Genomic DNA, 26284 nt, shown 5'->3' on the forward strand with positions numbered 1-26284 from the left:
CCGCATGCGGGGCTTCTTTATGGCTGCGGTTCAGGCGCCGCTGTTGCTGGGGCGGTACTGCAAGGCTTCAGCCAGGTGGCTGCGTTTGATGTGCACCGCTTTGTCCAGATCGGCCAGGGTGCGCGCCACCTTCAACACCCGGTGGGCCGCACGCAGGCTCAGGCCCAGGCGCTCGCAGGCATTTTCCAGCCACTGGCGGTCTTCGCCCTGCAGGTTGCAATGTTGCTGCACGCCATTGAGATCGAGGTGGGCATTGGCGCAGCCCTGGCGAGCCAGTTGCTGCTGGCGTGCCTGCACCACCTGCTCGGCCAGTTCGGCGCTGCTTGGGCCGGGCTCGGCATTAGCGTTCAGTCGGGTGGTTTCCCGCGGCACGCTGAGGTGCAGATCGATGCGGTCGAGCAACGGGCCGGAGAGTTTGCCGCGGTAGCGCTGGATCTGTTCAGTGGAACAGCGGCAGCGCCCGGACGGATCGCCCAGATGCCCACAGGGGCACGGATTCATCGCCGCCACCAGCTGAAAGCGCGCAGGAAAACGTACTTTGTCGCGGGCACGGGCAATCACGATCTGCCCACTTTCCAGGGGCTCACGCAGCACCTCCAAAACCTTGCGGTCAAATTCGGGGAGCTCATCGAGGAATAAAACGCCGTGATGAGCCAAAGTGATTTCACCCGGTTGCGGACGACTGCCTCCGCCAACCAGCGCCGGGCCCGATGCGCTGTGATGAGGTGTTCTAAACGGTCTTTGCGGCCAGGTGCTAAGCGGCGTGTGGCTGGCCACGGAATGAATGGCCGCCACTTCCAGTGCTTCGTCCTCGTCCAGCGGCGGTAACAGCCCTGGCAGGCGGCTGGCCAGCAGGGTTTTTCCCGTACCTGGTGGCCCGGTCAATAGAAGGTTGTGCGAACCGGCCGCGGCTACCAGCAGTGCGCGTTTGGCGGCGATCTGCCCCTGCACTTCGGCTAGATCGGGGTAGGGCAGCACTTGGCGCAGCAAGCCCTGGGCCTCATAGGGGGCAATCGGCGTTTGGCCGTTGAGGTGGGCGGCGATTTCCAGCAGGTGCTCGACGGCAATCACCGTCAGTCCCGAGGCGAGGCTGGCTTCCTCGGCATTGGCCTTGGGCACTACTAAGGTGCGTCCGGCTGCGCGGGCTGCCAGCGCGGCGGGCAAGACGCCTTGCACAGGACGAATCGCCCCGGACAACGCCAGTTCACCCAGGCACTCAAGCGGCTCCAGCGCGCTGCTCGGCACCTGGCCGCTGGCGGCGAGAATGCCGAGGGCAATCGCCAGGTCGAAGCGGCCACCGTCCTTGGGTAAGTCGGCCGGTGCCAAATTCAAGGTAATCCGCCTGGGTGGGAACTCGAAGGCGCAATTGAGGATGGCGCTGCGCACGCGGTCCTTGCTTTCCTTGACCGCGGTTTCCGGCAGCCCGACCAGGGCCAGCGAAGGCAGGCCGTTGGCCAGGTGGGCTTCGACGGTGACGGCGGGGGCTTCAACCCCCACCTGGGCGCGGCTGTGGACTATAGCCAGGGACATCGATCACTCCTTGATCGGCTGATGCATCCGCGGTGGGCGTTACTCGCTGGTGGCTGGGGCGTCTGCGCTGCGTGCTTCCATTTCGGCGACCTTGGCTTCGAGAGCTTCCAGGCGGGCGCGGGTGCGGGCGAGCACGACCATCTGGCTGTCGAATTCGTCGCGGCTAACCAAGTCGAGTTTGCTGAAAGCGCTTTGCAGCAGCACTTTGAACTGGGCTTCGAACTCGCCGCGCGGCAAGGGCGCGTCACTGTTGAACAGGCGCGAGGCGTGGGTGGTCAGGGCGTCTAGCAGGGCTTTAGGTGGCAGCATGATGAGGTTCCATTTACAGATGGCGGCAGTGTAGCACGCAGCCTTATCGGGCTTGCCGGCTGCGGCTAGGTCAGGATTGGCGCCATCTGCACAGTTTTCGCGCGCTGCTCCACGGGCTGCTGCACCGTTGTTGTGCGCTGGCTGTTGGCTATTACCGGGCTAAAACGCCCGTTTACCGGGTAACTGCATGAAATGAATCGGTTTTGGCGGTTCTGGCAAGCTTTCTGCTTTGTCTCTTGCGACGCATGCACCGATGCAGTTCCGGTGCGTCAGGCGAAGCGGGGAAGTGTTTCGTCGGGAGCGGTTGGTGAGCATCGGTGCAGCTGAGTCAGGGCTCGATGCATTACAAAAGCCAGGCACTGCGCTTAGACTTGGGCCGGGTTCGTAATTCCTGGGGCAAGTCCACCATACACGGGAGAGAGTTACATGAAGCTAGTCACTGCCATCATCAAGCCGTTCAAGCTGGACGACGTCCGTGAGTCACTGTCGGAGATCGGCGTGCAGGGCATCACTGTCACTGAAGTCAAAGGCTTTGGTCGCCAGAAGGGCCATACCGAGCTGTACCGCGGCGCTGAATACGTGGTCGATTTCTTGCCAAAAGTGAAAATCGACGTGGCCATCGCTGACGATCAACTCGATCGCGTCATCGAGGCCATCACCAAGGCTGCTAACACCGGCAAGATCGGTGACGGCAAGATTTTCGTTGTAAACCTGGAACAGGCGATTCGCATCCGTACCGGCGAAACCGGCACCGACGCAGTTTAAGCCTCCGAACGAACCCCACGCCCCAGGAGTTAAACCATGACTCTGCGAAAAATCGCAGGGCTAGGAGCCCTTTTGTCTCTCGTTCCTGGCTTTGCCATGGCCGAAGAGGCAAGCCTGAACAGCGGCGACACCGCTTGGATGTTGGTCGCCACTGTACTGGTGCTGTTTATGACCATCCCCGGTCTGGCGCTTTTCTACGCCGGCATGGTGCGTTCGAAGAACGTGCTGTCGGTGCTGATGCAGTGTTTTGCAGTAACCGGGTTGATCAGCATTCTGTGGGTCGTTTACGGCTACAGCCTGGCCTTTGATACCACTGGCATGGAGCAGGGAGTCGTCAACTTCAACTCCTTCGTCGGCGGTTTCTCCAAAGCCTTCCTATCTGGTTTGACCCTGGACAGCCTGGTGGCTGGGATTCCAGAGAGCGTGTTCATCACCTTTCAGATGACCTTCGCCATCATCACTCCGGCGCTGATCGTCGGTGCCTTCGCTGAACGCATGAAGTTCTCGGCCATGCTGATCTTCATGGCCGTGTGGTTCACCCTGGTATATGCGCCTATCGCGCACATGGTCTGGGGCGGCAACGGGGCACTGATGTGGGACTGGGGCGTGCTCGACTTTGCGGGCGGCACCGTGGTGCACATCAACGCCGGTATCGCCGGTCTGGTGGCCTGTCTGGTGCTGGGCAAGCGCAAGGGGTTTCCAACGACCGCCATGCCGCCGCACAACCTCGGCTACACCCTGATCGGCGCAAGCATGCTCTGGGTAGGCTGGTTCGGCTTCAACGCAGGTTCTGCGCTGGCAGCCAACGGCAGCGCCGGTATGGCCATGCTGGTAACCCAGATTGCCACCGCTACAGCGGCGCTGAGCTGGATGTTCGCCGAGTGGATCACTCACCGTAAACCAAGCGTTCTGGGCATTGCCTCGGGCGCTGTGGCGGGTCTGGTGGCGATCACTCCGGCGTCCGGTACCGCGGGGCCGATGGGTGCTCTGGCGATTGGTCTGGCAAGTGGGGCGATCTGCTTCTTCTGCGCCACCAGCCTGAAACGCAAGCTGGGTTATGACGATTCCCTCGACGTGTTCGGCGTACACGCCGTGGGCGGCATTGTCGGCGCCATTCTCACCGGGGCGTTCGCCGCGCCGGCCTTGGGTGGCTTCGGCACGGTGGAAAATATTCCGGCGCAGCTGTGGATCCAGTTCGAGGGGGTGGCCTTCACCGTGGTGTACACCGCAGTGGTGACCTTCGTGATTCTGAAAGTGATCGACCTAGTAATGGGCCTGCGTGTCAGCGAAGAGGAAGAGACCATCGGTCTCGATCTCGCCCTGCATAACGAGCGCGGCTACAACCTGTAAGCACACGGAGCGCGTCCGGAGCCAACCCGGACGTCTTAACCGAATAGCGCTAAAAAGCGCAACGGCAAGAGGTGAACCATGGACAACACAGCATTGACTGCACTGCAGTACGGTTTTGATACCTTCTACTTTTTGGTTTGCGGCGCCCTGGTAATGTGGATGGCAGCGGGTTTTGCCATGCTCGAATCCGGTCTGGTGCGAGCCAAGAACACCACTGAAATTCTCACCAAGAACATCGCCCTGTACGCAGTGGCGAGCATCATGTACCTGGTGATCGGCTACCACATCATGTACTCCAGTCCGGAAGGCGGCATCCTGCCAAGCCTGGGTTTCCTGCTGGGTGAAGAAAACAGCGTTGAGTCGGTACTCGCCGGCGGTGACGATGCGCCTTACTACTCGGCGCGTTCGGACTTCTTCTTCCAGGTGGTGTTTGCCGCGACCTGCATGTCGATCGTTTCCGGTGCCGTGGCTGAGCGCATGAAGCTGTTTGCCTTCCTGGCTTTCGCCGTGGTCATGACCGGTTTCATCTACCCGGTACAGGGCTTCTGGAAATGGGGTTCGGGCTTCCTTAACGAAGCTGGCTTCCTTGACTTCGCCGGTTCTGGCGTAGTGCACATGGCTGGCGCTACTGCTGCTCTGGCTGGCGTACTGCTGCTCGGCGCCCGTAAAGGCAAGTACGGCCCGAATGGCCAGGTCAACGCCATTCCGGGTGCCAACCTGCCGATGGCAGCGCTGGGTACTTTCATCCTGTGGATGGGCTGGTTCGGCTTCAACGGTGGCTCGCAGCTGAAGATGAGCACCATCGAAGACGCCAACGCCGTGGCTAACGTGTTTGTTAACACCAACATGGCTGCTGCCGGTGGCTTGATCGCGGCGTTGATCGTGGCACGCATCCTGTTCGGCAAGGCTGACCTGACCATGGCCCTCAACGGTGCCCTGGCTGGCCTGGTCGCTATCACTGCTGAGCCGCTGACTCCGACTGCCCTGCAAGCGACCCTGATCGGTGGCGTGGGTGGCGTGCTGGTGGTGTTCTCGATCCTCGGTCTGGACAAGCTCAAGCTCGACGATCCAGTCGGTGCCATCTCCGTTCACGGTGTGGTCGGTATCTGGGGCCTGCTGGCGGTCTGCCTGACCAATAGCGACGCCAGCCTCGGTGCTCAGCTGCTGGGTATCGGTTCGATCTTCGCTTGGGTCTTCGTCTGCAGCCTGATCGTCTGGTCCATCATCAAGTTGGTGATTGGCCTGCGCGTCAGCGAGGAAGAAGAGTACGAAGGCGTGGACATCGCCGAATGCGGTATGGAAGCCTACCCGGAATTCACCAAGCGTTGATTTCCTCTGGTTTCGACAAGGGCGCCTCAGGGCGCCCTTTTTTATAGCCTGCCATCCCTGGCGGCCACCCTCCGGGCCGTCGCTGCGCGACGTTAAAAATTGCTCCAGGCAATTTTTTCTGAGCACCCATTAAAGGTTGTGGTTTTTCAGCGTGTGCGCGGTTGTGATGGAGCGGCAACAGACCCTAGAATGCGCGCCGTTGAGCGCAGTTCGCCGATGCGCAGTGCTCAACCCTAGGCAAGGCCACGGGATTTTTTATCAGCGACGTTAGAAAGCTGACGCAGCTGGGCTATAACTACTCTGCTTTTCGCAAGTCATGAGGTTGGAACATGAGCGACGAAGATCTGGAACACGACGAATTAGAAGGCGCTGACGAAGACGAAGGCGAGGAGCTGGCTGCCGCCGATGATGGCGACAGCAGCGATGATGGCGATGGTGACGACGAAGTCGTACCCGCCAGCAAAGGTAAAAAAGCCAAAGCCGCCGTCGACGTAGAAGAACTGCCGAGCATCGAAGCCAAGCAGAAAGAGCGTGATGCGCTGGCCCGCGCCATGGAAGAGTTCCTCTCCCGTGGTGGCAAGGTGCAGGAAGTCGAGCCGAATGTGGTCTCTGATCCGCCCAAAAAGCCGGACAGCAAGTACGGCAGCCGCCCCATCTAAGGGCCTGTTGTAAAACAAAAAGCCCGCATGCCATCCGCGTGCGGGCTTTTTTGTGGCCATCCATCCATGGCGGCCACCCCTTCGGGGCCGTCGCTGCGCAACGTCAAAAAACGCTCCTGGCGATTTTTTGTGGCCGTTATTCGTGGCGGTTAAGCGCTGTTTACGCCCAGCTATGCAGCAGCGCCGGCAGCTCGGCCAGGCTGCGGATCTCGCCATCAGGCGTAATCGCGTCGCTCCAGGTCTTACCCTGCGGGTTGAACCAGATCGCCCGCAGCCCGGCGGCCTTGGCTCCGGCGATGTCATCGCTGGGGTGGTCGCCGATATGCACCGCATGTTCGGCGGCAATTCCCGCGCGTTTCAGCGCTTCGGTAAAAGGTTTCGGATCGGGCTTACCGACCCCCAGCTCCTCGGCGCACAGGGCGAACTGGAAGTAGTCGGCCAGACCCAGGCGACGCACATCGGCATTGCCGTTGGTGATGACCCCGAGCTGGAAGCGATTGGCCAAGGCTTCAAGGGTTGGGTGTACCTCGGCGAACAGTTCGACCTGATGGCGCGCGGCGAGAAATACCTGAAAGCCGGCCTCCGCCAGTGTTTGCGCATCCGCGTGCGCATAGCCTGCATCTGCCAGGGCGTGGAAAAGGATGCGCCGCCGCAGTTCGCTAAGGCGATGCTTGAGCATCGGTTCGGCCTGCAGCAGGGTGGCGCGAATCGACCACAGATGCTCCACCGGCACCGCGCCCAGGCGCGGCGCATGCATCGCCAGCCAGTTGCGCAGCGCCGCTTCGGCGTCCTGCATCACCGGGGTGACATCCCATAGGGTGTCGTCGAGGTCGAAGGTAATCAGCTGAATGCTCATTCTGTACTGCCTTTGCGTTTGGCCCGTGGATGAGCCTGGTCATAGACCGTGGCCAGGTGCTGGAAATCCAGATGGGTGTAGACCTGGGTGGTGGCGATATCGGCGTGGCCAAGCAGCTCCTGCACGGCGCGCAGGTCCTGGGAAGATTCGAGCATATGGCTGGCGAAACTGTGGCGCAGCATATGTGGGTGCAGGTGCTGGCCCAGCTCACGCACGCCGGCCTGGCGCACGCGCAGTTGCACCGCGCGTGGCCCTATACGTCGACCCTGCTGGCTGATAAATACCGCGCCATCGGCCGGATTGGCCAGCGCGCGAAGCGGCAGCCATTGCTGCATGGCCTCGCGTGCCATGCGCCCAAGTGGCAGTTCGCGGGCTTTGTTGCCTTTACCGATGACGCGCACCAGGCCGGCGGGCAGATCGAGGCCATCGAGGTTGAGGCCCACCAGCTCCGACAGACGCAAGCCTGAGGAGTAGAACAGCTCCAGCATGGCCTGATCGCGGCGGGCGATAAAGTCATCTTCCAAGGCGCCGTCGAGCAGTTGTGCGGTGCGGTCAGCGTCCAGGGTCTTTGGCAAGCGGCGCTCGCCCTTGGGCGGCGTCAGTCCGCTGGCCGGATCGCTGTCGCAGTGACCTTCACGAATCAGGTAACGATAGAGGCCACGGGTGGCCGAGAGCAGGCGCGCCAGGCTGCGGCTGGACTGACCCAGCATATGCAGGCGGCCGATCATGCGGCGCAGGCGTGGGGTATCGAGCGCGTTCCAGCTGTCGATCTGCTCCTGGTTGCAGAGCGCCAACAGCGTACTCAGGTCGTGGCGATAGCCAATCAGGGTATGGGAAGACAGCTGGCGTTCACTGCGCAGGTGTTCGAGGTAGGCGTCCAGGAGGTCTTGCATGGAAGCTCCCTGCTGCAAGGTCGGTGCGATGTTTAGCGCTAGCGCACCGAGCGCAAAGGTGTGGCAAAGCCGGGTACAACGCGCGCCAGCACTTCGGCGATATAACCGAGGAACAGCGTGCCCAGCGAGCTCTTGTAATGCTGCGGATCGGCACTGCCAATCGCCAGTACGCCATGCAGGCCCTGATGGCTGATGCTGACCACCGCTGCCGAACCCACTTGAGCACCGTCTTCGCTGCCGAAGAGGAAGTTCAGCTCATGCTCGCGCAGCACGCCGCAGATGGTTTTACCGCCGGCCAATAGCCCGCCCACGGCCTGATGCGCTTCGGCGCTGCTGACCGACCGGCCGACCGGCAGCGGTGCTTCGCTAAACAGGATCAGGCTGACAAAGGGCACCTGAAACTCGCGGCGCAGGCTGTCTTCAACGCAGCTGACCACTTCTTCCAGGCTGCTCGCGTCGAGCAGGTCGAGCACCAGGCGACGGGTCTTGTCGAACAAACGATCGTTGTCGCGGGCCACGTCCATCAGTTGCGAGAGGCGGTGGCGCATTTCGATATTGCGCTCGCGCAGCAGTTTCACCTGGCGCTCGACCAACGATACGGTATCGCCGCGTTGGTGCGGAATGCGCAGCTCGGGGATCAACTCGTCGTGGTCGATAAAGAATTCCGGATGCAGACGCAGGTAAGCGGCAACCGTTTCCGAATCCAGTGGCTTGGGTGAATCCTGCTTGTCGGTCATAGGCGAACCTGTCCTTCGTACACGCGTACTGCGGGTCCGGTCATCATAACGGGCTGGCCGGGGCCTGCCCACTCGATGCTCAGCTTGCCGCCGGGCAGTTCGATCTGCACCGGTGAGTCCATCCAGCCCTGGCTGATTGCCGCCACTGCCGCTGCGCAGGCGCCGGTACCGCAGGCCTGGGTTTCCCCGGCGCCACGTTCCCAGACGCGCAGCTTGGCGCGTTGGCGGTCGACCACTTGCAGGAAACCGACGTTCACCCGCTGCGGAAAGCGCGAATGGTGTTCGAGTTTTGCCCCGAGGCTATGCACCGGTGCGTTATCGACGTTGTCGACGCGCAGCACGGCATGCGGGTTGCCCATGGACACGGCAGCCAGCTCAACGGTCTGACCGTCGACGGCCACGCTGTAGCTCAGTGCTTGCTGTTCAGCCTGGAACGGGATGTCGGCGGGCACTAGGCGCGGCGCGCCCATGTTGACGCTGATCTGCCCGTCGTTGCGCACGTCCAGCTCGATGATGCCGCCCTTGGTTTCCACGCGTATCTGCTTCTTCACCGTCAGGCGCTTGTCCAGCACGAAGCGGGCGAAACAGCGAGCACCGTTACCGCACTGCTCCACTTCCGAGCCGTCGGCATTGAAGATGCGGTAGCGAAAATCCACGTCCGGATTGTTCGGCGGCTCGACCAGCAGCAGCTGATCGAAGCCCACGCCGGTGTGGCGGTCGCCCCACTGCTTGGCGTTTTTCGGCTGGATATGCGCGTGCTGGCTGACTAGGTCGAGGACCATAAAGTCATTGCCGAGGCCGTGCATCTTGGTAAAGCGCAATAGCATCAGACTTACTCCGGCAGGCGGCTTTCGCCCGCAAAGAGTTCGCTGAGCGTCTCACGGCGACGCACTTCGAAGGTCTGTTCACCATCCACTATCACCTCGGCGGCGCGGCCGCGGGTGTTGTAGTTGGAGCTCATGACAAAACCGTAGGCACCCGCCGAGCGCACAGCCAGCAGGTCGCCTTCGGCCAGGGCTAGCTGGCGATCCTTGGCAAGGAAGTCGCCGGTCTCGCAGATCGGCCCGACGATATCGTAATTGCGCGTCGCGCTGTCGCGTGGCTGTACTGGCACTACATCCATCCAGGCCTGGTAAAGGGCCGGGCGGATCAGGTCGTTCATTGCCGCATCGACGATGGCGAAGTCTTTGTGCTCGGTGTGCTTGAGGTATTCGACCTGGGTCAGCAGCACGCCAGCGTTGGCGACGATCGAGCGGCCCGGCTCGAACACCAGGGCCAGGTCGCGGCCAGCAATGCGCTCACGCACGGCCTTGATGTAGTCACCGGCCAGTGGCGGCTGTTCGTCACGGTACTGCACGCCGAGGCCGCCACCCAGGTCAAGGTGCTTGATGCGGATGCCGTCTGCGTCGAGCTGATCGATCAGCGCGAGCAAACGGTCGAGGGCATCGAGAAACGGCGGCAACGTGGTCAGCTGCGAGCCGATATGGCAATCGACGCCAATCACCTGCAGGTTCGGCAGCGCAGCGGCGCGGGCGTAAACGGCCGGGGCCTGCTCGATATCGATGCCGAATTTGTTTTCTTTCAGACCCGTGGAGATATACGGGTGGGTGCCAGCGTCGACATCCGGGTTGACCCGCAGCGAGATCGCCGCTGTCTTGCCTAGCTCGGCGGCCACCAGTTGCAGGCGCTCCAGCTCGTCGGTGGATTCGACGTTGAAGCAGTGCACGCCCACTTCCAAGGCGCGGCGCATGTCATCGCGGCTCTTGCCAACGCCGGAGAAGACGATCTTGCTCGGCTCGCCACCGGCGCTGAGTACGCGTTCCAGCTCACCACGAGAGACGATGTCGAAGCCAGCGCCTAGGCGCGCCAGGACATTCAGCACGCCGATATTGGAGTTGGCTTTAACCGCAAAACACACCAGGTGCGGCATGCCCTGCAGGGCATCGGCATAGGCGCGGTACTGCGCCTCGATGTGCGCACGCGAGTAGACGTAGGTCGGCGTACCGAAGCGTTGGGCGATGGCGGACAACGCCACGCCTTCCGCGAACAGCGCACCGTCGCGGTAGTTGAAGGCGTTCATGAGCTGTCCTTATTCGGTTTGCGCAGGCGCTGGCTGGCTTTCTTCCGGCAGGTACAGCGGGCCTTTCTGGCCGCAGCCAGCGAGCAGGGCGCTGACGGCAAGCATCGCGACAAAGGCAGTAAATAACCGCTTCATGGTGGAATCCTTGTAATAAAGCATGATTGCGCCGGAGTATACCGACCCCCCGGCGCCTTGCCTATGCGCCGGGGTTCCCGTCTGGCGGGGCTTTGCCTGTATCTTTGGCGCTAGGGTCTGTTCCCATTTCGTCACGAGCCGCGTTGCCACGGAAAATCTCGCCAGGCTAGGCGGAGGACGCAGGTAATGGTGTTCCCTTGCCAAGTCCTCCAACACCGCATGGCGAGATTTTTCGCGCAACCCGAAGGGCCGGGCTAGTTTTAGCGCGATGCTGCGTTTCTCGACACTTATTTGGAACAACCAAACTTCGTGTCTCGTGCCTTGCCTCGCGCTAAAACTAGCTCCGGCGCGGCCGCGAACGAAACGGGAACAGACCCTCGCTTTGCACCCATCGCCAGCGATCAGGAGACTGGATGGACAACCCCGTACCCGTGAGTAGCTCGGTTTCCGTTGCCTATCTGCAAGGTTTGCTCGACTACCTGGCGCGCCAGGGCGTCGACAGCGCTGAACTGCTCGAGCGGGTGCAGCTCAGTCCGCAGCTTCTCGCCCAACGAGATCAGCGCATCGCCGCCAGCACCTATCTGGAGCTGCTCGGCCATGGCGTAAGGCTGACCGGCGATGAGCAGTTGGGCCTGCATCTGGGCGAGGCCGTGCGCCCCGGTTATTACGGTGTGTTGGGTTATCTGATCATGAGCTGCGCGACCCTAGCCGACGCGTTGCATCGCCAAGCGCGCTATGCCGCGTTGGTGGGCAACCTAGGCCAGGTCGACCTGGCTGACGAGCCGCCGCGCGCTGGGTTGGAGCCACAGGTGGCGCACAGTTGGCAGCCGTTGTTGCCGCAGCAGAAGCGTCAGCTCAGCGAGGAAACCCTGGCCGGCTGGGTAACCTTCGGCCATTGGATCAGCGGCCTGGATATTCCACCGACCGAGGTGCGCTTCCAGCATGCTGCACCGGCGGATACTTCCGAGTACCAGCGGATCTTCCGCTGCCCGGTGCTGTTCGATCAGGCTGATAACGCCCTGGTTTTCCCCAAGCGTCTGCTCGCCACGCCACTCGGCCAGGCCGATGCTCAGGTGCGCCTGATGCTCGATGCCTATGCTGATCGCCTGCTCGGTGAGATCCAGCAGGGCCATAGCGTGCTTGATCGCGCGCGCCTGGAATTGTCCCGCCAGCTGCCGGAAGTGGGCGCCGACCTGCAGCAAATCGCCGCGCGTTTGGCGCTTAGTCCGCGTACCCTGCAGCGGCGTTTGCGCGAAGCCGGGTTATCCTTCAATCAGTTGGTGGATGAAACCCGTCAGCAACTGGTGTTGCATTACCTGCGCGACCCGGCTCTGGAACTGGCAGAAATCGCATTTCTGGTTGGCTTCAGTGAGCCTGGCTCGCTGGCCCGCGCGTTTCGCCGTTGGACCGGGCAAAGCCCAGGCGAATATCGCCGTAGCTTGAAAGAACATTAATCACCGCAGCCCAAGACTTTTGCAGTCGCTGAATTTTTTGAGGTAAGTCGCAATGAGTTTGACCGAAGCCCGCTTTCACGATCTGGTCGATGCCACCCAGCAGGCGGTGGAAGATATCTTCGATGACAGCGACCTGGACCTCGACCTGGAAAACTCTGCCGGGGTGCTGACTGTGCGTTTTGAAAACGGCACTCAGCTGATCTTCAGTCGTCAGGAGCCGCTGCGTCAGCTGTGGCTGGCGGCGCGTTCGGGCGGCTTCCACTTCGATTACGACCAGGCCAGCGAGCGCTGGATCTGCGACAGCAGCGACGAGCAGCTGGGCGAAATGCTGGCGCGTATCACCCTGGAACAATCCGGTGCTGACCTTGAGTTCGAAGAGCTCTGACGGCGCGGGCCAGGAGGTCGCCTCGCCCTGCCGTCGCCAGTGTTGTCTGGATGATCAGGATATCTGCCTGGGCTGTGGCCGTACGCTGCAGGAGATTCTCGACTGGGGCAAAGCCGATATGGCGGGCAAACGCAGCATCTGCGCGGCTGCTGAAGCGCGCTTGCAACAGCGTAGCGCGGCACCTTGACCGGGCGGTCTTGTTTATTTGACTAGCTGTGGTACGGTCAGCCCAAGCCTTGCAAAACCCCGTCTTAGTGATGGGGTTTTGCTTTTTTCACGATCCGTAAAGGGGACATACCCGCACCATGACCAGCGCACCTTCGCTCACCATCACCCGTCTTGACCTGCAGCGCCTGGAGCATCTGCTCGACAGCCTGGACGACTTCGGCCCCAGTGCCATCGCGTTGCAGGCCGAACTGGACCGCGCCGAAGTGGTTGGCCATGACGAGGTGCCGGCCGGGGTGGTGACCATGAATTCGCGGGTGCATTGCCGTGAGGAAAGCAGCGGCAAGGATTACCACCTGACCCTGGTTTACCCGCAGGACGCAGGCGGTGAAGGCTGTGTATCGGTGTTGGCGCCGGTCGGCACGGCCCTGCTGGGGCTGTCCGTGGGTCAGCATATCGACTGGGCCGCGCCCGGCGGCAAAGTGCTCAAGCTGACGCTGCTGGCTGTGGAATATCAGCCGGAAGCGGCGGGCGAATACAGCCGTGCCTAGTCTAGAGTAGAGCTACGCCAATCTCGGCATGGAGGCCGTATGTCCAGTCTACCCATGTACTTTCCCCAGGGTTTTGACCTTTCCAGGGCCCTGCAATGCGCGCAGTTGGTCGGTTTCGCCTACGACCAATACAACCAGTGGCAAGCTCAGCAGCGCCCGCGGCGGCCGCAGGATTTCACCTGGCAGCCGCCTGCGTTGTCCGGCTGGGGATTTTCCGCGCCGATCTGGAGTGTGCTCAGCGAGCTGCACTTTCTCAACGAGTCGGAGCCCTTTGGCTTTGCCGCGCGTGATCCGCAGGGTGAGGTCTACCTGGTGTTTCGCGGCACTGACACAGTGCAGGACTGGCTGGACGATCTGGATGCCGATCAGCGCGCGTATCCCTGGCAAGCTGGCCTGGGCAATGTGCATGACGGCTTTCTCAAACTCTACACCTCGCTACGCGATCAGGCTTTGCAGGCCGTAGATACTCAGCAGCCCAACGGGCCGCTGTGGGTGTGCGCACACAGCCTGGGTGGTGCGCTCTCCAGTCTGGCGGTGTTGGATCTGCGCGAACGCTGGCCGGACTTGCCGCTGCAACACTACAGCTTTGCCAGTCCGCGCCTGGCCGCCCCCGATTTCGCCGCGCATTACAACGGGCAGCAGGTGCCGACCTTCCGCGTGGTGAATGACAGTGATCTGGTGCCACAGGTGCCGCCTGGCGTGACCGGTAAGTGGTTGTATCAACACCTGGGGTTGGCGATGACTTTCAGCGCCAGTTACGCCTCGGTGGGCGACAATCACAGCCTGGCCGGCTGTTACCTGTACGCCTTGCAGAACCCGCAAGCGCCGATGCGCGGCTGATCAGGCCTTTTGCAATGCCTGATTCAGCGCCGCTTCCAGGCGGCTTTTGTACCGTAGGTAATGCACGCTCTGCATATGCCCCTCGCCGAGTACCGCTGACAGGTCGAGGTCGGTGATATAGCAGGGGTAGCGCGCGCCATCGCGGCGTTGCGCGAGGATGTGCTGGGCGACCGCGGCGAACAGGTCGCCGGCGTATTCCAGCTCGGAAAATTCGCGGTGATTACAGTACAAGGTGACGTGCGAGCGCTTGCCATCTGCCGGCTCGACGATGGCCTGCACGTCATAGAACGGGTGGCTGATCGGTGACAGCGGCGGTGGCCTGCGCTCCAGGCGCTGGGCGCGCAGCGGCGCATCTGGCAGCACCTGGTAATACAGCACCTCCAGCGGCTGATGCGCCGGCAGATTATCCAGTGGCAGCAGGGCGTTGCGTCGGTACAGCACCGATTGCAGAAAGCGTTGCAATGGGGTCAGCAGGCTCTGTTCATCGCGGAACGGCATCTGCTGACGCCATAGCGCGTTGTGCTCGTCGAGCACACTGAGTTCGGCCGTGGCGCTGGCTTCGTTCAGCCGGTAGAACACCTGAATGCACTGCGGCCGCCCCACGGGCAGGATCAGCGCCAGGTCTTCACCTTCCAGGGCGCTGCGGTCCAGATGCAGCTCGCTGTAGCCAGGCAGCTCCTCGCCCAGGTGTTCGATCAGCGTGGGCAGGTCTTTCAGGCTGGTGTGGCTGACGTGACCGGGTTTCAGCTCGAGCAGGTGGTAGTGCTGTTTGATCTGCAGCAGGTAGCGGTTGGCCTGTTCGTTGCTGAAGCTGCCCAGCGTTTCGCGGAACAGCTCTTCAACCCGCTCGGCAATCGCCGTGGCGCGGTTGCGGCAGAAGCAACGTACCCGCAGGTTAGGCTTTTTGCCGCTGGCGGGCAGGGCGTTGAGGAAGTCGCGCAGACAGTCGAGCAACGCATGCGGGCCGTCATAGCGGGTCACCAGCAGCTCGTTCCAGCTGTTCAGGGTGACCTGGTCGATGGTCAGAATCAGGTTCTCGCGCACCCCGGAATAGCCGAGGGCATCGGTGCGCTCAGTGGTCATGTGCATGTTCATCTGGCTGAACTGCTTGAGTGGATCGATACCGACGTTGACTAAAAGCATCACTTCACCGGGCACGCTGGCGCTGAGCAGCGCTGCTTCGTCAACTGCGGGCAAAGGCAGCGGCACCACCTGCTGCAGGCTGCTGAGCAGGTTGGACAGCTCATATTCGGTCAGGTCGCTGGAGCCTGGGTGCAGTGACAGCCGCGTGCTGTTGTCGATCACGCCGTTGCGCTGGCACCAGGCGAGCAGCTCGATCAGCTCGCGCGAGCGTTTGAGCGGTGAAAAGTCTTCCAGGTCCTGAGCGTTAACGCTGCCACTGTAGAGCGCCCACAACGTTTCATTGGGCTCATCCGGGCTGGGGTTCTGCGCCAGGGTAAGGGTGTCTTCGGCGAGATCCGGGGCGATGCCCGGGTTGATAAATTCGATCTTGCCTGATTTGCGCTCGAAGGCGGCGTACAGGCGGCGGCCGAGGATGCCCAGGTCGCGGCTGTTGAGCGAGCTGCCCGCGTGTTCGCTGCGGGCGAACTCGGAGAGAAAGCGGTAGCTGTAGGTCAGCTCGTTGACCAGCATGCGCCGCTCGGCGCTGACCTGGCGCACCTTCCACTGGCTGCGGCTGTCGAGCATCGCCAGCTGGCGGCTGTCCCAGTTCCAGTCGCGCGTCAGGCGCTCCAGCAGTAGGCGTTGCCAGCTCTTGCGGTTGTTGCGCGGTGGGCGGCTGAGTTTCTTGTCGACCTTGAGGTACAGGCAGCGGCGGATCAGCTCCAGGCGTTCGTGCTCGCCACGGGCCTTGAGGTATTCCTCCAGGCGGCGGTAGACCACGATATAGGGGTCGAGCTCATCGACATCCAGGCGATTGGCGAACACCGCCTGCTTGAAGCGCAGCGACAGGCACTCGACCTTGGGGTGTTCGCTGGCGTACACCTCGGTGAGCAGTAGTTTGAGCACCGATTTGTAGGGCGACTCGATGCCCTTGAACAGCTGCCACATGCCGGCGCCGATAAACTCTTCCGGCGGGATGCGCGCCAGGTGGCCGAGGTCGAGCACGTCCTCGGCGCGGATAAAACGCTTGGCCAGCAAGGTGCTGGTGTAGTGCTGGTAGCGCTGCTCTTCATACACCGGCACCAGCCACCACAGCGGTGTGCGCCCGCCGAGCCAGATGGCGGTGCGGTAGAACTCGTCCAGCAGCAAGTAGTGCTGGGTAGTGCCGCAGTCGTCCGAGGTCAGTTGCGCCTCGCGTTCGCCCTGAGTGAAACGCGCTGGGTCGATCAGGAAGAAATGCGCCTCGGCGCCGAAGGTGGCCGCCCAGCTTTCCAGCAGCGCGCACTTCTTGTTCAGCTCATGCAGCTGTTGCGGGCTGAGGTCGCTGGCGTGGCACACCCAGAAGTCCATATCGCTCTGTTCGGCTTGGGCGACGGTGCCCAGGCTGCCCATCAGAAACAGGCCGTGGATGGGCAGCGCCTGCTTGCCGCGATAGGGTTTGTAGGCGAACGAGCGGGTCAGACGCTGCACTTCGGAGAGCAGTTCGTCATCCGGCTCGAAACCGCTGAGGCCGGCCGGAGTCAGCCCGGAAACGTAGCCCGGTAGCAGTGGATGATTGACGTGAAACAGCAGCGGTAACAGCTTGAGTACCAGCTGCTGGCGTGTCGACAGCGCCTGCATGGCGCGTTGCAGGCGGCTCTGATTGAGTTTGAGGAAGCGCGCACGCAACTGCGTCAGTACCTTGCGGTCGATACCGTCTTCAATGTCCGGACGAATTTCCTCGGTACGACTCATGCTCAGGCTCTGCAGGGCGGTGCGTGATCATGCCTTGCCAGATGGCTGGCGGATACAGGGTTATCGCCTGCGTCGCGGGCAGCTTGAGTAAGTCGCTGCAACGCAGGCTCGGTTGGCTTGGAAGCGGTTTCGATCGCGCTAGTTGGCGAGATTTGAGGGCGCTTCTCAGGCCGCTTCGGTCACATTGAGAATGGTCAGCAGAACTTGCGCGTGTTCGGCGGCGTCGAGCCCCAGGCTGGTCAGATAACCGCCGTCTGGCTGGTTGATCAGGCCTTTGTCATGCAGGCGTTGGGCAGCGGCAATCGCCGAGGGGGTGGCAGTGTGGTGAACCTTGATTCCTTCCTGAGTTGTGCCCAGGTTGAACAGCGCGAGGATTTCCAGTTCGGCAATCAGTTCAGGGGTAAAGGCCATAAGTACTCCAGCTTCTTGTTTTAGTGAGCTGCGGCCGGCGGCGGCAGCACCCGCTGCGGTAAAACGGCTGAAACAACAGGCAGCCTGCGAAGGCAGTGTAGTGAAGCGCCAGGCAGTCTGCTGTGACTTGATGCTGCCAGAAGTTGGCGTGCAGTGGGGTAAATTTTTCCGTGCCGATTACGGCGCTTGTTCGGGCAGCTCAGGCAGGGCGCGCAGGCCTTGCTCATAGCGGGCGAGATCGAAGGGGCGGTCATCGCGCAGCATGGCGTCGATTTCATCGGCCAGCACCAGGGCCATCAGCTCGATAATCTCGTCGCGTTGGTAACCGACCAGCGTCAGCTTGTTCAGTACAGCCTGGACAAAGGCCGGTTCGCCGGCTTCCAGCTGGTTTTCGATGGCCTGGATTAGGGTGTCCTGGGCAAAATCTTCGTCTTCTTGCTCGCTCATATGCTTCTCCAAAAGGGCTAGCCCTGGGCAAAGTCCAGCAGGGCCTGGCCGGTCAGGCGGTAGGTGGTCCATTCGTCTTGCGGTTTGGCACCGAAGGCTTCATAGAATTCGATGGCGGGCGTGTTCCAGTCCAGCACAGCCCACTCGAAGCGACCACAGCCCTTGGCCACGGCCAGTTGCGCCAGATGCCGCAGCAGGGCTTTACCTGCACCTACGCCGCGCTTTTCCGGGCTGATGTAGAGGTCTTCAAGGTACAGCCCGTGTTTGCCCAGCCAGGTCGAGTAGTTGAAAAAGTACACGGCATAGCCAATGGGTTGGCCGTCATGTTCGCAGATCAGCGCATGGGTGCTGCTCTCGGGGCCGAACAGGCTTGCTTCTATCCCTGCGGCGTCGGTCTGCACTTCATGCTCGGCTTTCTCGTAGATCGCCAGGTTGGTGATAAAGCGCAGGATCAGAGCGGCGTCTGCTGCGGTGGCGGGGCGAATATTCAGGGTCATGGATACTTAGCCATAGAGAAAAACCAGAGCAGTCAGCGGCAGACCGACCACGCAAAGAAAACCGAAGGCGCTGACCCAGCTGCTGCGTGGGCCCATCGGGTCGGATATACGCAGCGGCAGGCGCGGATAGCTGCCCAGCGTCAGTAGGCGCAGTACCAGCCAGCCGCTGGTGTAGAAGAAGTAGCCGAACACCAGCTCCAGTGCGACCTCTGCCAGGACAGTCAGGCCGCGTAGCAACAGCTCGAACATGGGACATCCCTTTCCCTTGGTGAGCTGACGATCAGCGCGTCGCCAGCAGTTCCCTGCCGCGCACAACAGCCGCACGCACCTGATTCGGTGCGGTGCCGCCGATATGGTTGCGGGCATTGACTGAGCCTTCCAGGGTCAGCACGGCAAACACGTCTTGCTCGATCTGCTCGCTGAACTGGCGCAGTTCGTCCAGGCTCATCTCGGCCAGGTCCTTGCCGGACTCGACACCGTATTTCACCGCATGGCCGACGATTTCGTGACAGTCACGGAACGGCAGGCCCTTGCGTACCAGGTAGTCGGCCAGGTCAGTGGCGGTGGAGAAGCCGCGCAGCGCCGCTTCACGCATGACCGCGTGCTTGGGCTTGATCGCCGGGATCATGTCGGCAAAGGCGCGCAGCGAGTCGCGCAGGGTGTCGGCGGCGTCGAACAGCGGTTCTTTGTCTTCCTGGTTATCCTTGTTGTAGGCCAGCGGCTGGCCTTTCATCAGGGTCAGCAGGCCCATCAGTGCGCCGAATACGCGGCCGGTTTTGCCACGTACCAGCTCGGGTACGTCGGGGTTTTTCTTCTGCGGCATGATCGAGCTGCCGGTGCAGAAACGATCCGGCAGGTCGATAAACTGGAACTGCGCGCTGGTCCACAGCACCAGCTCTTCGGAGAAGCGCGACAGGTGCATCATCGCCAGCGAAGCAGCAGCGCAGAATTCGATGGCGAAGTCGCGATCCGACACGCCGTCCAGCGAGTTGCCGCCAACCGCGTCGAAACCCAGCAATTGTGCGGTGATTTCACGCTGAATCGGGTAGGTGGTGCCGGCCAGCGCTGCCGAACCCAGGGGCATGCGGTTGGTGCGCTTGCGGCAATCGACTAGACGCTCATAGTCGCGCGAGAGCATTTCGAACCAGGCCAAAAGGTGATGGCCGAAGGTCACCGGCTGCGCGGTTTGCAGGTGGGTGAAGCCGGGCATGATGGTTTCCGCTTCACGCTCGGCCTGCTCCAGCAAGCCCTGCTGCAGGCGGGTGATCTCGGCCAGAATCAGGTCGATCTCGTCACGCAGCCACAGGCGGATATCGGTCGCCACCTGGTCGTTACGCGAGCGGCCGGTGTGCAGCTTCTTGCCGGTGACGCCGATGCGGTCGGTCAGGCGCGCTTCGATGTTCATGTGCACGTCTTCCAGATCGACGCGCCAGTCGAACTGGCCGGCTTCGATCTCGCTCTGAATCTGCGTCAGACCGTCGACGATGGCATCGCGCTCGGCATCATTCAGTACGCCGACCTTGGCCAGCATGGTGGCGTGGGCGATGGAACCCATGATGTCGTGGCGATACAGGCGTTTGTCGAATTCGACGGAGGCGGTAAAGCGGGCAACAAAGGCATCGACTGGCTCGCTGAAGCGGCCGCCCCAGGATTGGTTGGTTTTTTCAGTGCTCATGGGCTTCGCTCTGCTGGTGCGCTAAAACGGGCTGGCCACGCTGGGGTGGCCGGCAAGACGGAAAAGTGCGCCGATAATAACAGGCTGGCCGGTAAGTTCGCCGCGTCACGTTGTCGGTGGGCACAGCTAGGCTGCAGTAGAGCAATGTTGCGCCGTTCACAGTTTTGTCGCGGCGGGCGCATTTCGGTGCTTTATTTTGCCCGGTCGCAGCTGTCTATCTTGCTGCTGGCGCGGCTCACGCGGAAACTGCGGCGATGAAAATAAAAAGCGCTTTATCAGAAAAACAACCACCACTGGTCGATGACTTTTTTGTGCCCGAACTTTGCCAGCCAGAAGCCCTGTTGAGCATGGTGCTGCTGGCCGAGTTGCTGGTGCTGGTGCTGGTGTTATCCGAGCCGATGCTGCCGGGTTTCGACTGGGTGCGCCTGGCGCTGACGTCGCTGTTTGTGCAATGGATCGTGCTGCTCTCGGCTGCCGTGCTGTGCCGCCTGCGCCCGTTGATGGCGCGCATGCCCGCAGCTACAGCCGGCGCCTTGTGCTGCGCGATTGTGGTCACCCTGAGCCTGATCTGTACTGCCGTGGCGGACTATTACGAGCTGGGTGGGCCGTTGCCGCGTACCGGCGAGGTCAACCTGTATCTGCGGCATGCCTTGATCAGCCTGATCATGTCGGCGTTGCTGCTGCGCTATTTCTACCTGCAGAGCCAGTGGCGCAAGCAGGAGCAGGCCGAGTTGCGCGCGCGTATCGAATCCTTGCAGGCGCGCATCCGCCCGCATTTTCTATTCAACAGCCTGAACAGCATTGCCAGCCTGGTGGTGGTCGACCCGTACAAGGCCGAGCAGGCGGTGCTTGATCTCTCCGACCTGTTCCGCGCCAGCCTGGCCAAGCCCGGCAGCCTGGTGCCTTGGCGCGAAGAACTGGAGCTGGCGCAACGATATTTATCGATTGAGCGCTATCGGCTTGGCGAGCGTCTACAGTTGCAGTGGGAGATTGTCGATGTGCCGGACGATTTGCCGATTCCACAACTGACGCTGCAACCCTTACTGGAAAACGCCTTGATCTACGGCATTCAGCCGCGTATCGAGGGCGGTCTGGTGCGGGTCGAAGCGAGTTATCACGAGGGGGTATTCCAGCTGTGCGTGAGCAATCCATACGAACAACTCGGCGAGACGCCGCCCTCGCGCGGCACCCATCAGGCGCTGACCAATATCGATGCGCGGCTGGTGGCACTTTTCGGGCCGCGAGCCAGTCTCAGCGTAGAGCGCCGTGACGGACGCCACTTCACTTGTCTACGCTATCCTTGTGCGAGACCCAAGCAGGAAGCCCGTGCATTATGAATGTCCTGATTGTCGATGATGAACCCCTGGCCCGAGAGCGCCTGAGCCGTATGGTGGGCGAACTCGATGGCTATCGTGTGCTTGAACCTGCAGCCAGCAACGGCGAGGAGGCCCTGAGCCTGATCGACAGCCTGAAGCCGGATGTGGTGTTACTGGATATCCGCATGCCGGGCCTGGATGGGCTGCAGGTGGCGGCCAGGCTGTGTGAGCGTGAAGCCCCGCCCGCCGTGATTTTCTGCACTGCCCATGATGAGTTTGCCCTGGAAGCCTTTCAGGTCAGCGCCGTGGGCTATCTGGTCAAACCGGTGCGCGCCGAAAGCCTCAGTGAGGCGCTGAAGAAGGCCGAGCGGCCCAACCGTGTGCAACTCGCCGCCCTGACCCGTCCTGCAGTAGACAGCGGTGGCGGCCCGCGCAGCCATATCAGTGCACGCACCCGCAAAGGCATCGAGCTGATTCCGCTGGATCAGGTGATCTACTTTATTGCCGACCATAAATACGTAACCCTGCGTCATGCAGGCGGCGAAGTGCTGCTGGATGAGCCGCTGAAAGCCTTGGAGGACGAGTTCGGTGATCGCTTTGTGCGCATTCACCGCAATGCGCTGGTGGCACGTGAGCGTATCGAACGTCTGCAACGCACGCCGCTTGGGCATTTCCAGCTGTTCCTCAAGGGCATGAACGAGGAAGCGCTGATTGTCAGTCGCCGGCATGTGGCCGGGGTGCGCAAGCTGATGCACAACCTCTAAGGCTGATCAGGCGATCCGGATGACTCCGGGTCGCAGGCCTGATCTGGGCCAGCCTGTTATTATCCTCGGCAGTTCGTTTTCTGGAATTGCCCATGTCTCGCGAAATCCGCATTGCCACCCGTAAAAGTGCCCTGGCCCTGTGGCAGGCCGAACACGTCAAAGCCCGCTTGGAGCAGGCCCACCCTGGCCTCAAGGTCAGCCTGGTGCCCATGGTCAGCCGTGGCGACAAGCTGCTCGACGCGCCGCTGGCGAAAATCGGCGGCAAGGGCTTGTTCGTCAAGGAACTGGAAACCGCGATGCTGGAGAACCAGGCCGACATCGCCGTACATTCGATGAAGGATGTGCCGATGGACTTCCCCGAAGGCCTGGGCCTGTACTGCATCTGCGAGCGGGAAGACCCGCGCGATGCCTTCGTGTCCAATACCTATGCCAGCCTCGATGCCTTGCCCGCAGGCAGCGTGGTCGGCACGTCCAGTCTGCGCCGTCAGGCCCAGCTGCTGGCGCGCCGCCCGGACCTGAAAATTCAGTTTCTGCGTGGCAACGTCAACACCCGCCTGGCCAAGCTGGATGCCGGTGAGTACGACGCCATTATCCTCGCCGCTGCCGGGCTGATTCGCCTCGGTTTTGCAGAGCGCATTCGCTCCTCGATCAGTGCTGAAGACAGCTTGCCGGCCGGTGGCCAGGGCGCGGTGGGCATCGAATGCCGCACTGCCGACAGCGAAATCCATGCCCTGCTGGCGCCCCTGCATCACCGTGATACCGCGCTGCGGGTGAGCGCCGAGCGCGCACTTAACAAGCATCTGAACGGCGGCTGCCAAGTGCCAATCGCCTGCTACGCGGTGCTCGAGGGCGAGCAGTTGTGGCTGCGCGGCCTGGTCGGTCAGCCGGATGGCGGGTTGCTGCTGCGGGCGGAAAATCGTGCTCCGTTAGCACAGGCCGAGCAGCTGGGTGTGCAGGTTGCAGAAGCCTTACTGGCCCAAGGCGCTGCGGCCATTCTGCAAGCCGTCTATGGCGAGGCTGCTGCCGAGTGATGGGTTGGCGTTTGCTGCTGACGCGACCGGCCCAGGAATCGGCCGCGCTGGCAGCAACCTTGGCCGAGCAGGGCATCTACAGCAGCAGCTTGCCGTTGTTGGCCATCGAGGCGCTGAGCGAGAGTGCCGAGCAGCGCGCCACGCTTGCCGATCTGCAGCACTACAGCGCGGTGATCGTGGTGAGCAAGCCGGCGGCGCGGCTGGCGCTTGATCTGCTGGATCGCTACCAAACCCCAGTGTCTACCGAACAACCCTGGTTCAGCGTCGGCGCGGCCACGGCGCAGATTCTCCGTGAGCATGGCCTGCAGGTGCATTACCCGGAACAGGCCGATGACAGCGAGGCGCTGCTCGCCCTGCCGCAGTTGCAGCAGGCGCTGACGGCGGCTGCCAGCCCGCGGGTGTTGATCCTGCGCGGCGAGGGTGGCCGAGAGTTACTGGCCGAGCGCTTGCGCGGCCAAGGCGTGCAGGTGGACTATCTGCCACTGTATCGCCGGGTGCTGCCGGATTACCCGCCGGCTGCGCTCGCCGAACGCATTCAGGCTGAACGCCTGAACGCGCTGGTGGTCAGCAGTGGACACGGCTTTGTGCATTTGCGCGAGCTTGCCGCTGAAGCTTGGGCTGATCTGGCCCAGCTACCCTTGTTTGTACCCAGCCCGCGAGTGGCCGAAATGGCCCGTGCGGCAGGTGCACAATTTGTTGTGGACTGCCGCGGCGCGAGTGCCGCGGCGTTGCTGGCAGCCTTGCAGGCGCAACCTGCCCCGATCTCTGACGCAAAGGATGGATACGTGAGCGAAGCAACTACTCCGAAAGAGCAAGCCCCGCAGGATCACAATGTGAACCAACAGCCGTCCGAGCCTGTGCAGGCTGCGGCGAAACCCGTTACACCCGCAGCGGTTACGGGTAAACCCGCTTCGCGTGGCAACGGCCTGGCACTGTTGGCTTTACTGGTTGCGGCAGCCGGCGCCGGTGCAGGCGGTTGGGGGCTTTGGCAGTTGCAGGCGCTGGACGCTCGCGAGCAACAACAGCAAGGCCAGCTGCAGGCCGCGCGCAGTGAAGCGCAAAGCCTGGCGCAGACGGGTAAGCAACTAGAGGCTCGCCTCGATCAGCTGCCCAGTGTCGAGGAGCTGGAAACCCGTCGCCGCCTGCTGGCGCAGCTGCAGGGCGATCAGCAGCTGCTCAACCAGCGCCTGGAAACCGTGCTGGGTGCCAGCCGGCAGGATTGGCGCCTGGCCGAGGCCGAGCATCTGCTGCGTCTGGCCAGCCTGCGCCTGTCCGCGTTGCAGGACATCAACAGCGCCACTGCGCTGGTACAGGCCGCCGATGAAATCCTCCATGAGCAGGATGATCCCGCCGCATTTGCCGCCCGCGAGCAACTGGCCAAGAGTCTGCAAGCCCTGCGCTCAACCGCCAACCCGGACCGTACCGGGCTGTTTCTGCAACTGGGCGCATTACGCGAGCAGGTTGCGCAACTCAATGCCCTTGCTCCGAGCTTCAGCGGTGAGGGTGGCGTACTCAGCGAGCTGGCCGATGCAGGGGTGGTCGAGCAACAGTGGTGGCAGCGTGGCCTGCAGACCTTGTCGGAATACTTCCGCATCGATTTCAACGCCGATCGCAATATCCGCCCGGTGCTCGCCGGCCAGAGCCTGACTCAGGTGCGCCTGGCCCTCAGCTTGGCGCTGGAGCAGGCGCAGTGGGGCGCGTTGCATGGTCAGAGCGAGGTCTATCGCCAGGCCTTGCAGCAGGCACGTGAAGTGCTGGATGCACACTTCGATGTGGATAACCCCAATAGCCGCGCCCTGCGGGCGCGCATTGATGAGCTGGCCGAGCGGCCGATTGCGGTGACGCCGCCGGACCTCAGCCCGACGCTGAATGCCGTGCAGGCCTATATGCAAGCCAAACAGGCCGCGCGCAGTCAGCAAAAGGTCGAGGCTGAACCTGCCGCTGCGACCAGCGATGATGTCGAGGCGCAACTGCAGGAGGCGCTGCAATGAAGCGCCTCTATTGGTTGCTGTTGATCCTTGCGCTGGTTGTTGGCGTTGCCAGCCTGGTGCTGTTCGGTCTGCCGCTGGCCGAGCACAAGGGCTATGTGCTGATTGCCTTCCAGGGCTTTCGTTATGAATCCAGCCTGTGGGCCTTTGTCGCCCTGGTGCTGGTGCTCTGGTTGCTGATTTACCTACTGCGCCTGAGCGTACGGCTGCTGGTAACGTCCGGCGGCCTGCTCAATCCCTGGTCACGCCTGCACAGCCGTCGTCGCGTGCGATTGGCGTCCGAGCAAGGCTTTCTTGATCTTGCAGAGGGCCGCTGGGCGCGCGCCTTACGCCATCTTAAGCAGGCCGCCAGCAGCTCGCCGCAGCCCTTGAGTTATTACCTGGGCGCCGCACGCGCTGCGCATCAGTTGGGGCATTACAACGACAGCGATGATCTGCTGGAGCAGGCGCTCAATCGTCAGCCGCAGGCGGAACTGGCTATTGCCCTGCAACATGCCGAGCTGCAACTGGCCCGCGGGCAGACCGATGCGGCGCTGGATACCCTGCAAGCCATGCGCTCGCGTCATCCACACCATCATCTGGTGTTGCGTCAGCTGCAGCAGCTCTATCTGCAGTCGGGCGATTGGTCGGCGCTGCTTGGGTTGTTACCTGATTTACGCAAGGAGAAAGCCCTGGGCAATGCCGAGCTGAGCGAGCTTGAGCGTCAGGCCTGGCGTGGGCGCTTGCTGCAGGCCGCTCAACCGGTTGACGGCGACGCTCAGGTGGCGCTGCTGGCGTTGCAGCAAGTCTGGCAGGCCATGTCGGCGGCGCAGCATCAGGTGCCCGAGCTATTGGCGGTGTATGCCGAGCAACTGCGTCAACTGGGTGCCGAAGGAGAGGCGGAAGAGCTGCTGCGGCATTTCTTGAAACAGCATTACGACACCTCCCTGGTGCGCCTTTACGGCTTGCTGCATGGGCGTGATCTGGGCAAGCAGTTGCAGGCGGCCGAGGGCTGGTTGAAGCAACATCCACAGGATGCCGGTCTGTTGCTGACGCTGGGGCGGCTGTGTCTGCACAGTCAGTTGTGGGGTAAGGCCAAGGATTACCTGGAAAGCAGCCTGGCTTTTCAGCGTCATCCAGAAACCTGCGCCGAGTTGGCGCGCCTGCTGGCGCAACTGGGCGAGCTGGAGCGCAGCAACAGCTTGTATCAGGAAGGTCTGCGCCTGCTTGATGCACGTTTGTGTGCGCCGGTTTTACCTGCTGCGACTTGATTTAGCCGTTG

Annotated in this window: 28 protein-coding genes and 1 pseudogene; 15 read left to right on the top strand and 14 right to left on the bottom strand. The window is 62.1% G+C overall.

The window, feature by feature from the left end:
* Positions 1-30 precede the first annotated feature (30 nt).
* The gene (locus RHP75_RS01180) at positions 31-1530 is read right to left on the bottom strand and encodes a YifB family Mg chelatase-like AAA ATPase (RefSeq protein WP_311090111.1); all 1500 of its coding nucleotides are present in this window, start codon (positions 1528-1530) and stop codon (positions 31-33) included.
* Between the two features lie 39 nt (positions 1531-1569).
* On the bottom strand, positions 1570-1839 hold the full coding sequence (locus RHP75_RS01185; RefSeq protein ID WP_311090112.1) for an accessory factor UbiK family protein: 270 nt from the start codon (positions 1837-1839) through the stop codon (positions 1570-1572).
* Positions 1840-2265: 426 nt separating this feature from the next.
* On the opposite strand from RHP75_RS01185, the gene glnK reads away from it, so the two are divergent.
* The 4 genes from glnK to sutA all read left to right on the top strand — a co-directional run bounded on the left by glnK (position 2266) and on the right by sutA (position 5942).
* A complete protein-coding gene (glnK, locus tag RHP75_RS01190; protein ID WP_021700071.1) occupies positions 2266-2604 on the top strand; it encodes a P-II family nitrogen regulator in 339 nt (112 codons plus the stop codon).
* A 36-nt stretch (positions 2605-2640) separates the two neighbouring features.
* Positions 2641-3954 carry an ammonium transporter gene (locus RHP75_RS01195; RefSeq protein WP_160086663.1) on the top strand — a complete coding sequence of 438 codons (1314 nt, stop codon included), beginning with the start codon at positions 2641-2643 and terminating at the stop codon, positions 3952-3954.
* A 78-nt stretch (positions 3955-4032) separates the two neighbouring features.
* A complete protein-coding gene (locus tag RHP75_RS01200; RefSeq protein WP_311090113.1) occupies positions 4033-5283 on the top strand; it encodes an ammonium transporter in 1251 nt (416 codons plus the stop codon).
* A gap of 329 nt (positions 5284-5612) precedes the next feature.
* Positions 5613-5942, top strand: coding sequence for a transcriptional regulator SutA (gene sutA, locus RHP75_RS01205; RefSeq protein WP_160014953.1), 330 nt, complete (start codon positions 5613-5615; stop codon positions 5940-5942).
* 160 nt (positions 5943-6102) lie between these two features.
* On the opposite strand, the gene RHP75_RS01210 is transcribed toward sutA, so the two are convergent.
* From RHP75_RS01210 to lptM, 6 genes are read right to left on the bottom strand one after another with little or no spacing between them, the layout of a single operon-like run.
* The gene (locus tag RHP75_RS01210; RefSeq protein WP_311090114.1) at positions 6103-6798 is read right to left on the bottom strand and encodes an HAD-IA family hydrolase; all 696 of its coding nucleotides are present in this window, start codon (positions 6796-6798) and stop codon (positions 6103-6105) included.
* Positions 6795-7691, bottom strand: coding sequence for a tyrosine recombinase XerC (gene xerC / locus RHP75_RS01215; RefSeq protein ID WP_311090115.1), 897 nt, complete (start codon positions 7689-7691; stop codon positions 6795-6797). Before xerC ends, RHP75_RS01210 begins: the two co-directional genes overlap by 4 nt.
* A gap of 38 nt (positions 7692-7729) precedes the next feature.
* The gene (locus RHP75_RS01220) at positions 7730-8428 is read right to left on the bottom strand and encodes a DUF484 family protein (RefSeq protein WP_311090116.1); all 699 of its coding nucleotides are present in this window, start codon (positions 8426-8428) and stop codon (positions 7730-7732) included.
* Positions 8425-9255: a diaminopimelate epimerase gene (gene dapF / locus RHP75_RS01225; protein WP_311090117.1), complete on the bottom strand. Its 831-nt coding sequence runs from the start codon at positions 9253-9255 to the stop codon at positions 8425-8427. Before dapF ends, RHP75_RS01220 begins: the two co-directional genes overlap by 4 nt.
* Before the next feature lie 5 nt (positions 9256-9260).
* On the bottom strand, positions 9261-10508 hold the full coding sequence (gene lysA, locus RHP75_RS01230; protein ID WP_311090118.1) for a diaminopimelate decarboxylase: 1248 nt from the start codon (positions 10506-10508) through the stop codon (positions 9261-9263).
* 9 nt (positions 10509-10517) lie between these two features.
* A complete protein-coding gene (gene lptM / locus RHP75_RS01235) occupies positions 10518-10643 on the bottom strand; it encodes an LPS translocon maturation chaperone LptM (protein WP_090387640.1) in 126 nt (41 codons plus the stop codon).
* A gap of 413 nt (positions 10644-11056) precedes the next feature.
* Here lptM and RHP75_RS01240 point away from each other — a divergent pair, with 413 nt between their 5' ends.
* The 5 genes from RHP75_RS01240 (at position 11057) to RHP75_RS01260 (ending at position 14038) form a co-directional block, all read left to right on the top strand.
* Positions 11057-12097, top strand: a complete 1041-nt coding sequence (locus RHP75_RS01240; protein WP_311090119.1) for an AraC family transcriptional regulator — start codon at positions 11057-11059, stop codon at positions 12095-12097.
* Between the two features lie 52 nt (positions 12098-12149).
* Complete coding sequence (gene cyaY, locus RHP75_RS01245; RefSeq protein ID WP_090254611.1) at positions 12150-12482, top strand: iron donor protein CyaY; 333 nt, start codon at positions 12150-12152, stop codon at positions 12480-12482.
* Positions 12463-12669 (top strand): DUF1289 domain-containing protein, encoded by a 207-nt coding sequence (locus RHP75_RS01250; RefSeq protein ID WP_289238443.1) that lies wholly within the window; start codon positions 12463-12465, stop codon positions 12667-12669. Before cyaY ends, RHP75_RS01250 begins: the two co-directional genes overlap by 20 nt.
* 118 nt (positions 12670-12787) lie before the next feature.
* Positions 12788-13198, top strand: a complete 411-nt coding sequence (rnk, locus tag RHP75_RS01255) for a nucleoside diphosphate kinase regulator (protein ID WP_311090120.1) — start codon at positions 12788-12790, stop codon at positions 13196-13198.
* Between the two features lie 39 nt (positions 13199-13237).
* Positions 13238-14038 carry a lipase family protein gene (locus RHP75_RS01260; protein WP_311090121.1) on the top strand — a complete coding sequence of 267 codons (801 nt, stop codon included), beginning with the start codon at positions 13238-13240 and terminating at the stop codon, positions 14036-14038.
* On the opposite strand, the gene RHP75_RS01265 is transcribed toward RHP75_RS01260, so the two are convergent.
* From RHP75_RS01265 to argH, 6 genes are all read right to left on the bottom strand, one after another.
* Complete coding sequence (locus tag RHP75_RS01265) at positions 14039-16894, bottom strand: class I adenylate cyclase (RefSeq protein WP_311090122.1); 2856 nt, start codon at positions 16892-16894, stop codon at positions 14039-14041.
* Positions 16895-17059: 165 nt separating this feature from the next.
* Complete coding sequence (locus RHP75_RS01270) at positions 17060-17305, bottom strand: TIGR02647 family protein (protein ID WP_090254617.1); 246 nt, start codon at positions 17303-17305, stop codon at positions 17060-17062.
* Between the two features lie 177 nt (positions 17306-17482).
* Positions 17483-17752: a hypothetical protein gene (locus tag RHP75_RS01275; RefSeq protein WP_311090123.1), complete on the bottom strand. Its 270-nt coding sequence runs from the start codon at positions 17750-17752 to the stop codon at positions 17483-17485.
* Positions 17753-17769: 17 nt separating this feature from the next.
* Positions 17770-18249 carry a GNAT family N-acetyltransferase gene (locus RHP75_RS01280; protein ID WP_311090124.1) on the bottom strand — a complete coding sequence of 160 codons (480 nt, stop codon included), beginning with the start codon at positions 18247-18249 and terminating at the stop codon, positions 17770-17772.
* Positions 18250-18255: 6 nt separating this feature from the next.
* The gene (locus RHP75_RS01285) at positions 18256-18498 is read right to left on the bottom strand and encodes a hypothetical protein (RefSeq protein WP_311090125.1); all 243 of its coding nucleotides are present in this window, start codon (positions 18496-18498) and stop codon (positions 18256-18258) included.
* Between the two features lie 31 nt (positions 18499-18529).
* Positions 18530-19924 carry an argininosuccinate lyase gene (gene argH, locus RHP75_RS01290; RefSeq protein ID WP_311090126.1) on the bottom strand — a complete coding sequence of 465 codons (1395 nt, stop codon included), beginning with the start codon at positions 19922-19924 and terminating at the stop codon, positions 18530-18532.
* A 254-nt stretch (positions 19925-20178) separates the two neighbouring features.
* On the opposite strand from argH, the gene RHP75_RS01295 reads away from it, so the two are divergent.
* The 6 genes and pseudogenes from RHP75_RS01295 (at position 20179) to RHP75_RS01320 (ending at position 26273) form a co-directional block, all read left to right on the top strand.
* Complete coding sequence (locus RHP75_RS01295) at positions 20179-21261, top strand: sensor histidine kinase (RefSeq protein ID WP_311090127.1); 1083 nt, start codon at positions 20179-20181, stop codon at positions 21259-21261.
* Complete coding sequence (locus RHP75_RS01300) at positions 21258-22004, top strand: LytTR family DNA-binding domain-containing protein (RefSeq protein WP_160014938.1); 747 nt, start codon at positions 21258-21260, stop codon at positions 22002-22004. Before RHP75_RS01295 ends, RHP75_RS01300 begins: the two co-directional genes overlap by 4 nt.
* A 92-nt stretch (positions 22005-22096) precedes the next feature.
* Positions 22097-23035, top strand: a complete 939-nt coding sequence (hemC, locus tag RHP75_RS01305) for a hydroxymethylbilane synthase (protein WP_311090128.1) — start codon at positions 22097-22099, stop codon at positions 23033-23035.
* Positions 23035-23739 (top strand): annotated as a pseudogene (locus RHP75_RS01310) (uroporphyrinogen-III synthase); the annotation flags it as partial. The gene hemC and the pseudogene RHP75_RS01310, both read left to right, overlap by 1 nt.
* Before the next feature lie 81 nt (positions 23740-23820).
* Complete coding sequence (locus tag RHP75_RS01315) at positions 23821-25026, top strand: uroporphyrinogen-III C-methyltransferase (protein ID WP_311092013.1); 1206 nt, start codon at positions 23821-23823, stop codon at positions 25024-25026.
* Complete coding sequence (locus RHP75_RS01320; protein WP_311090129.1) at positions 25023-26273, top strand: heme biosynthesis HemY N-terminal domain-containing protein; 1251 nt, start codon at positions 25023-25025, stop codon at positions 26271-26273. The genes RHP75_RS01315 and RHP75_RS01320 overlap by 4 nt, the downstream gene beginning before the upstream one ends.
* Positions 26274-26284: the final 11 nt, after the last annotated feature.

It is taken from the genome of Pseudomonas sp. SG20056, from assembly GCF_031764535.1.
In the GTDB taxonomy this organism is placed as follows: Bacteria; Pseudomonadota; Gammaproteobacteria; order Pseudomonadales; family Pseudomonadaceae; genus Aquipseudomonas.

Excerpts from the sequence above, each read along its gene's own strand:
- lptM (WP_090387640.1), bottom strand. The coding sequence starts at position 10,643 with ATGAAGCGGTTATTTACTGCCTTTGTCGCGATGCTTGCCGTCAGCGCC.
- RHP75_RS01180 (WP_311090111.1), bottom strand. The coding sequence starts at position 1,530 with ATGTCCCTGGCTATAGTCCACAGCCGCGCCCAGGTGGGGGTTGAAGCC.
- RHP75_RS01295 (WP_311090127.1), top strand. The coding sequence starts at position 20,179 with ATGAAAATAAAAAGCGCTTTATCAGAAAAACAACCACCACTGGTCGAT.
- RHP75_RS01260 (WP_311090121.1), top strand. The coding sequence starts at position 13,238 with ATGTCCAGTCTACCCATGTACTTTCCCCAGGGTTTTGACCTTTCCAGG.
- RHP75_RS01320 (WP_311090129.1), top strand. The coding sequence starts at position 25,023 with ATGAAGCGCCTCTATTGGTTGCTGTTGATCCTTGCGCTGGTTGTTGGC.
- xerC (WP_311090115.1), bottom strand. The coding sequence starts at position 7,691 with ATGCAAGACCTCCTGGACGCCTACCTCGAACACCTGCGCAGTGAACGC.
- RHP75_RS01185 (WP_311090112.1), bottom strand. The coding sequence starts at position 1,839 with ATGCTGCCACCTAAAGCCCTGCTAGACGCCCTGACCACCCACGCCTCG.
- RHP75_RS01285 (WP_311090125.1), bottom strand. The coding sequence starts at position 18,498 with ATGTTCGAGCTGTTGCTACGCGGCCTGACTGTCCTGGCAGAGGTCGCA.
- argH (WP_311090126.1), bottom strand. The coding sequence starts at position 19,924 with ATGAGCACTGAAAAAACCAACCAATCCTGGGGCGGCCGCTTCAGCGAG.
- RHP75_RS01220 (WP_311090116.1), bottom strand. The coding sequence starts at position 8,428 with ATGACCGACAAGCAGGATTCACCCAAGCCACTGGATTCGGAAACGGTT.
- RHP75_RS01265 (WP_311090122.1), bottom strand. The coding sequence starts at position 16,894 with ATGAGTCGTACCGAGGAAATTCGTCCGGACATTGAAGACGGTATCGAC.
- RHP75_RS01280 (WP_311090124.1), bottom strand. The coding sequence starts at position 18,249 with ATGACCCTGAATATTCGCCCCGCCACCGCAGCAGACGCCGCTCTGATC.
- cyaY (WP_090254611.1), top strand. The coding sequence starts at position 12,150 with ATGAGTTTGACCGAAGCCCGCTTTCACGATCTGGTCGATGCCACCCAG.
- RHP75_RS01270 (WP_090254617.1), bottom strand. The coding sequence starts at position 17,305 with ATGGCCTTTACCCCTGAACTGATTGCCGAACTGGAAATCCTCGCGCTG.
- RHP75_RS01200 (WP_311090113.1), top strand. The coding sequence starts at position 4,033 with ATGGACAACACAGCATTGACTGCACTGCAGTACGGTTTTGATACCTTC.
- RHP75_RS01300 (WP_160014938.1), top strand. The coding sequence starts at position 21,258 with ATGAATGTCCTGATTGTCGATGATGAACCCCTGGCCCGAGAGCGCCTG.
- RHP75_RS01195 (WP_160086663.1), top strand. The coding sequence starts at position 2,641 with ATGACTCTGCGAAAAATCGCAGGGCTAGGAGCCCTTTTGTCTCTCGTT.
- RHP75_RS01210 (WP_311090114.1), bottom strand. The coding sequence starts at position 6,798 with ATGAGCATTCAGCTGATTACCTTCGACCTCGACGACACCCTATGGGAT.
- dapF (WP_311090117.1), bottom strand. The coding sequence starts at position 9,255 with ATGCTATTGCGCTTTACCAAGATGCACGGCCTCGGCAATGACTTTATG.
- hemC (WP_311090128.1), top strand. The coding sequence starts at position 22,097 with ATGTCTCGCGAAATCCGCATTGCCACCCGTAAAAGTGCCCTGGCCCTG.
- rnk (WP_311090120.1), top strand. The coding sequence starts at position 12,788 with ATGACCAGCGCACCTTCGCTCACCATCACCCGTCTTGACCTGCAGCGC.
- glnK (WP_021700071.1), top strand. The coding sequence starts at position 2,266 with ATGAAGCTAGTCACTGCCATCATCAAGCCGTTCAAGCTGGACGACGTC.
- sutA (WP_160014953.1), top strand. The coding sequence starts at position 5,613 with ATGAGCGACGAAGATCTGGAACACGACGAATTAGAAGGCGCTGACGAA.
- lysA (WP_311090118.1), bottom strand. The coding sequence starts at position 10,508 with ATGAACGCCTTCAACTACCGCGACGGTGCGCTGTTCGCGGAAGGCGTG.
- RHP75_RS01275 (WP_311090123.1), bottom strand. The coding sequence starts at position 17,752 with ATGAGCGAGCAAGAAGACGAAGATTTTGCCCAGGACACCCTAATCCAG.
- RHP75_RS01240 (WP_311090119.1), top strand. The coding sequence starts at position 11,057 with ATGGACAACCCCGTACCCGTGAGTAGCTCGGTTTCCGTTGCCTATCTG.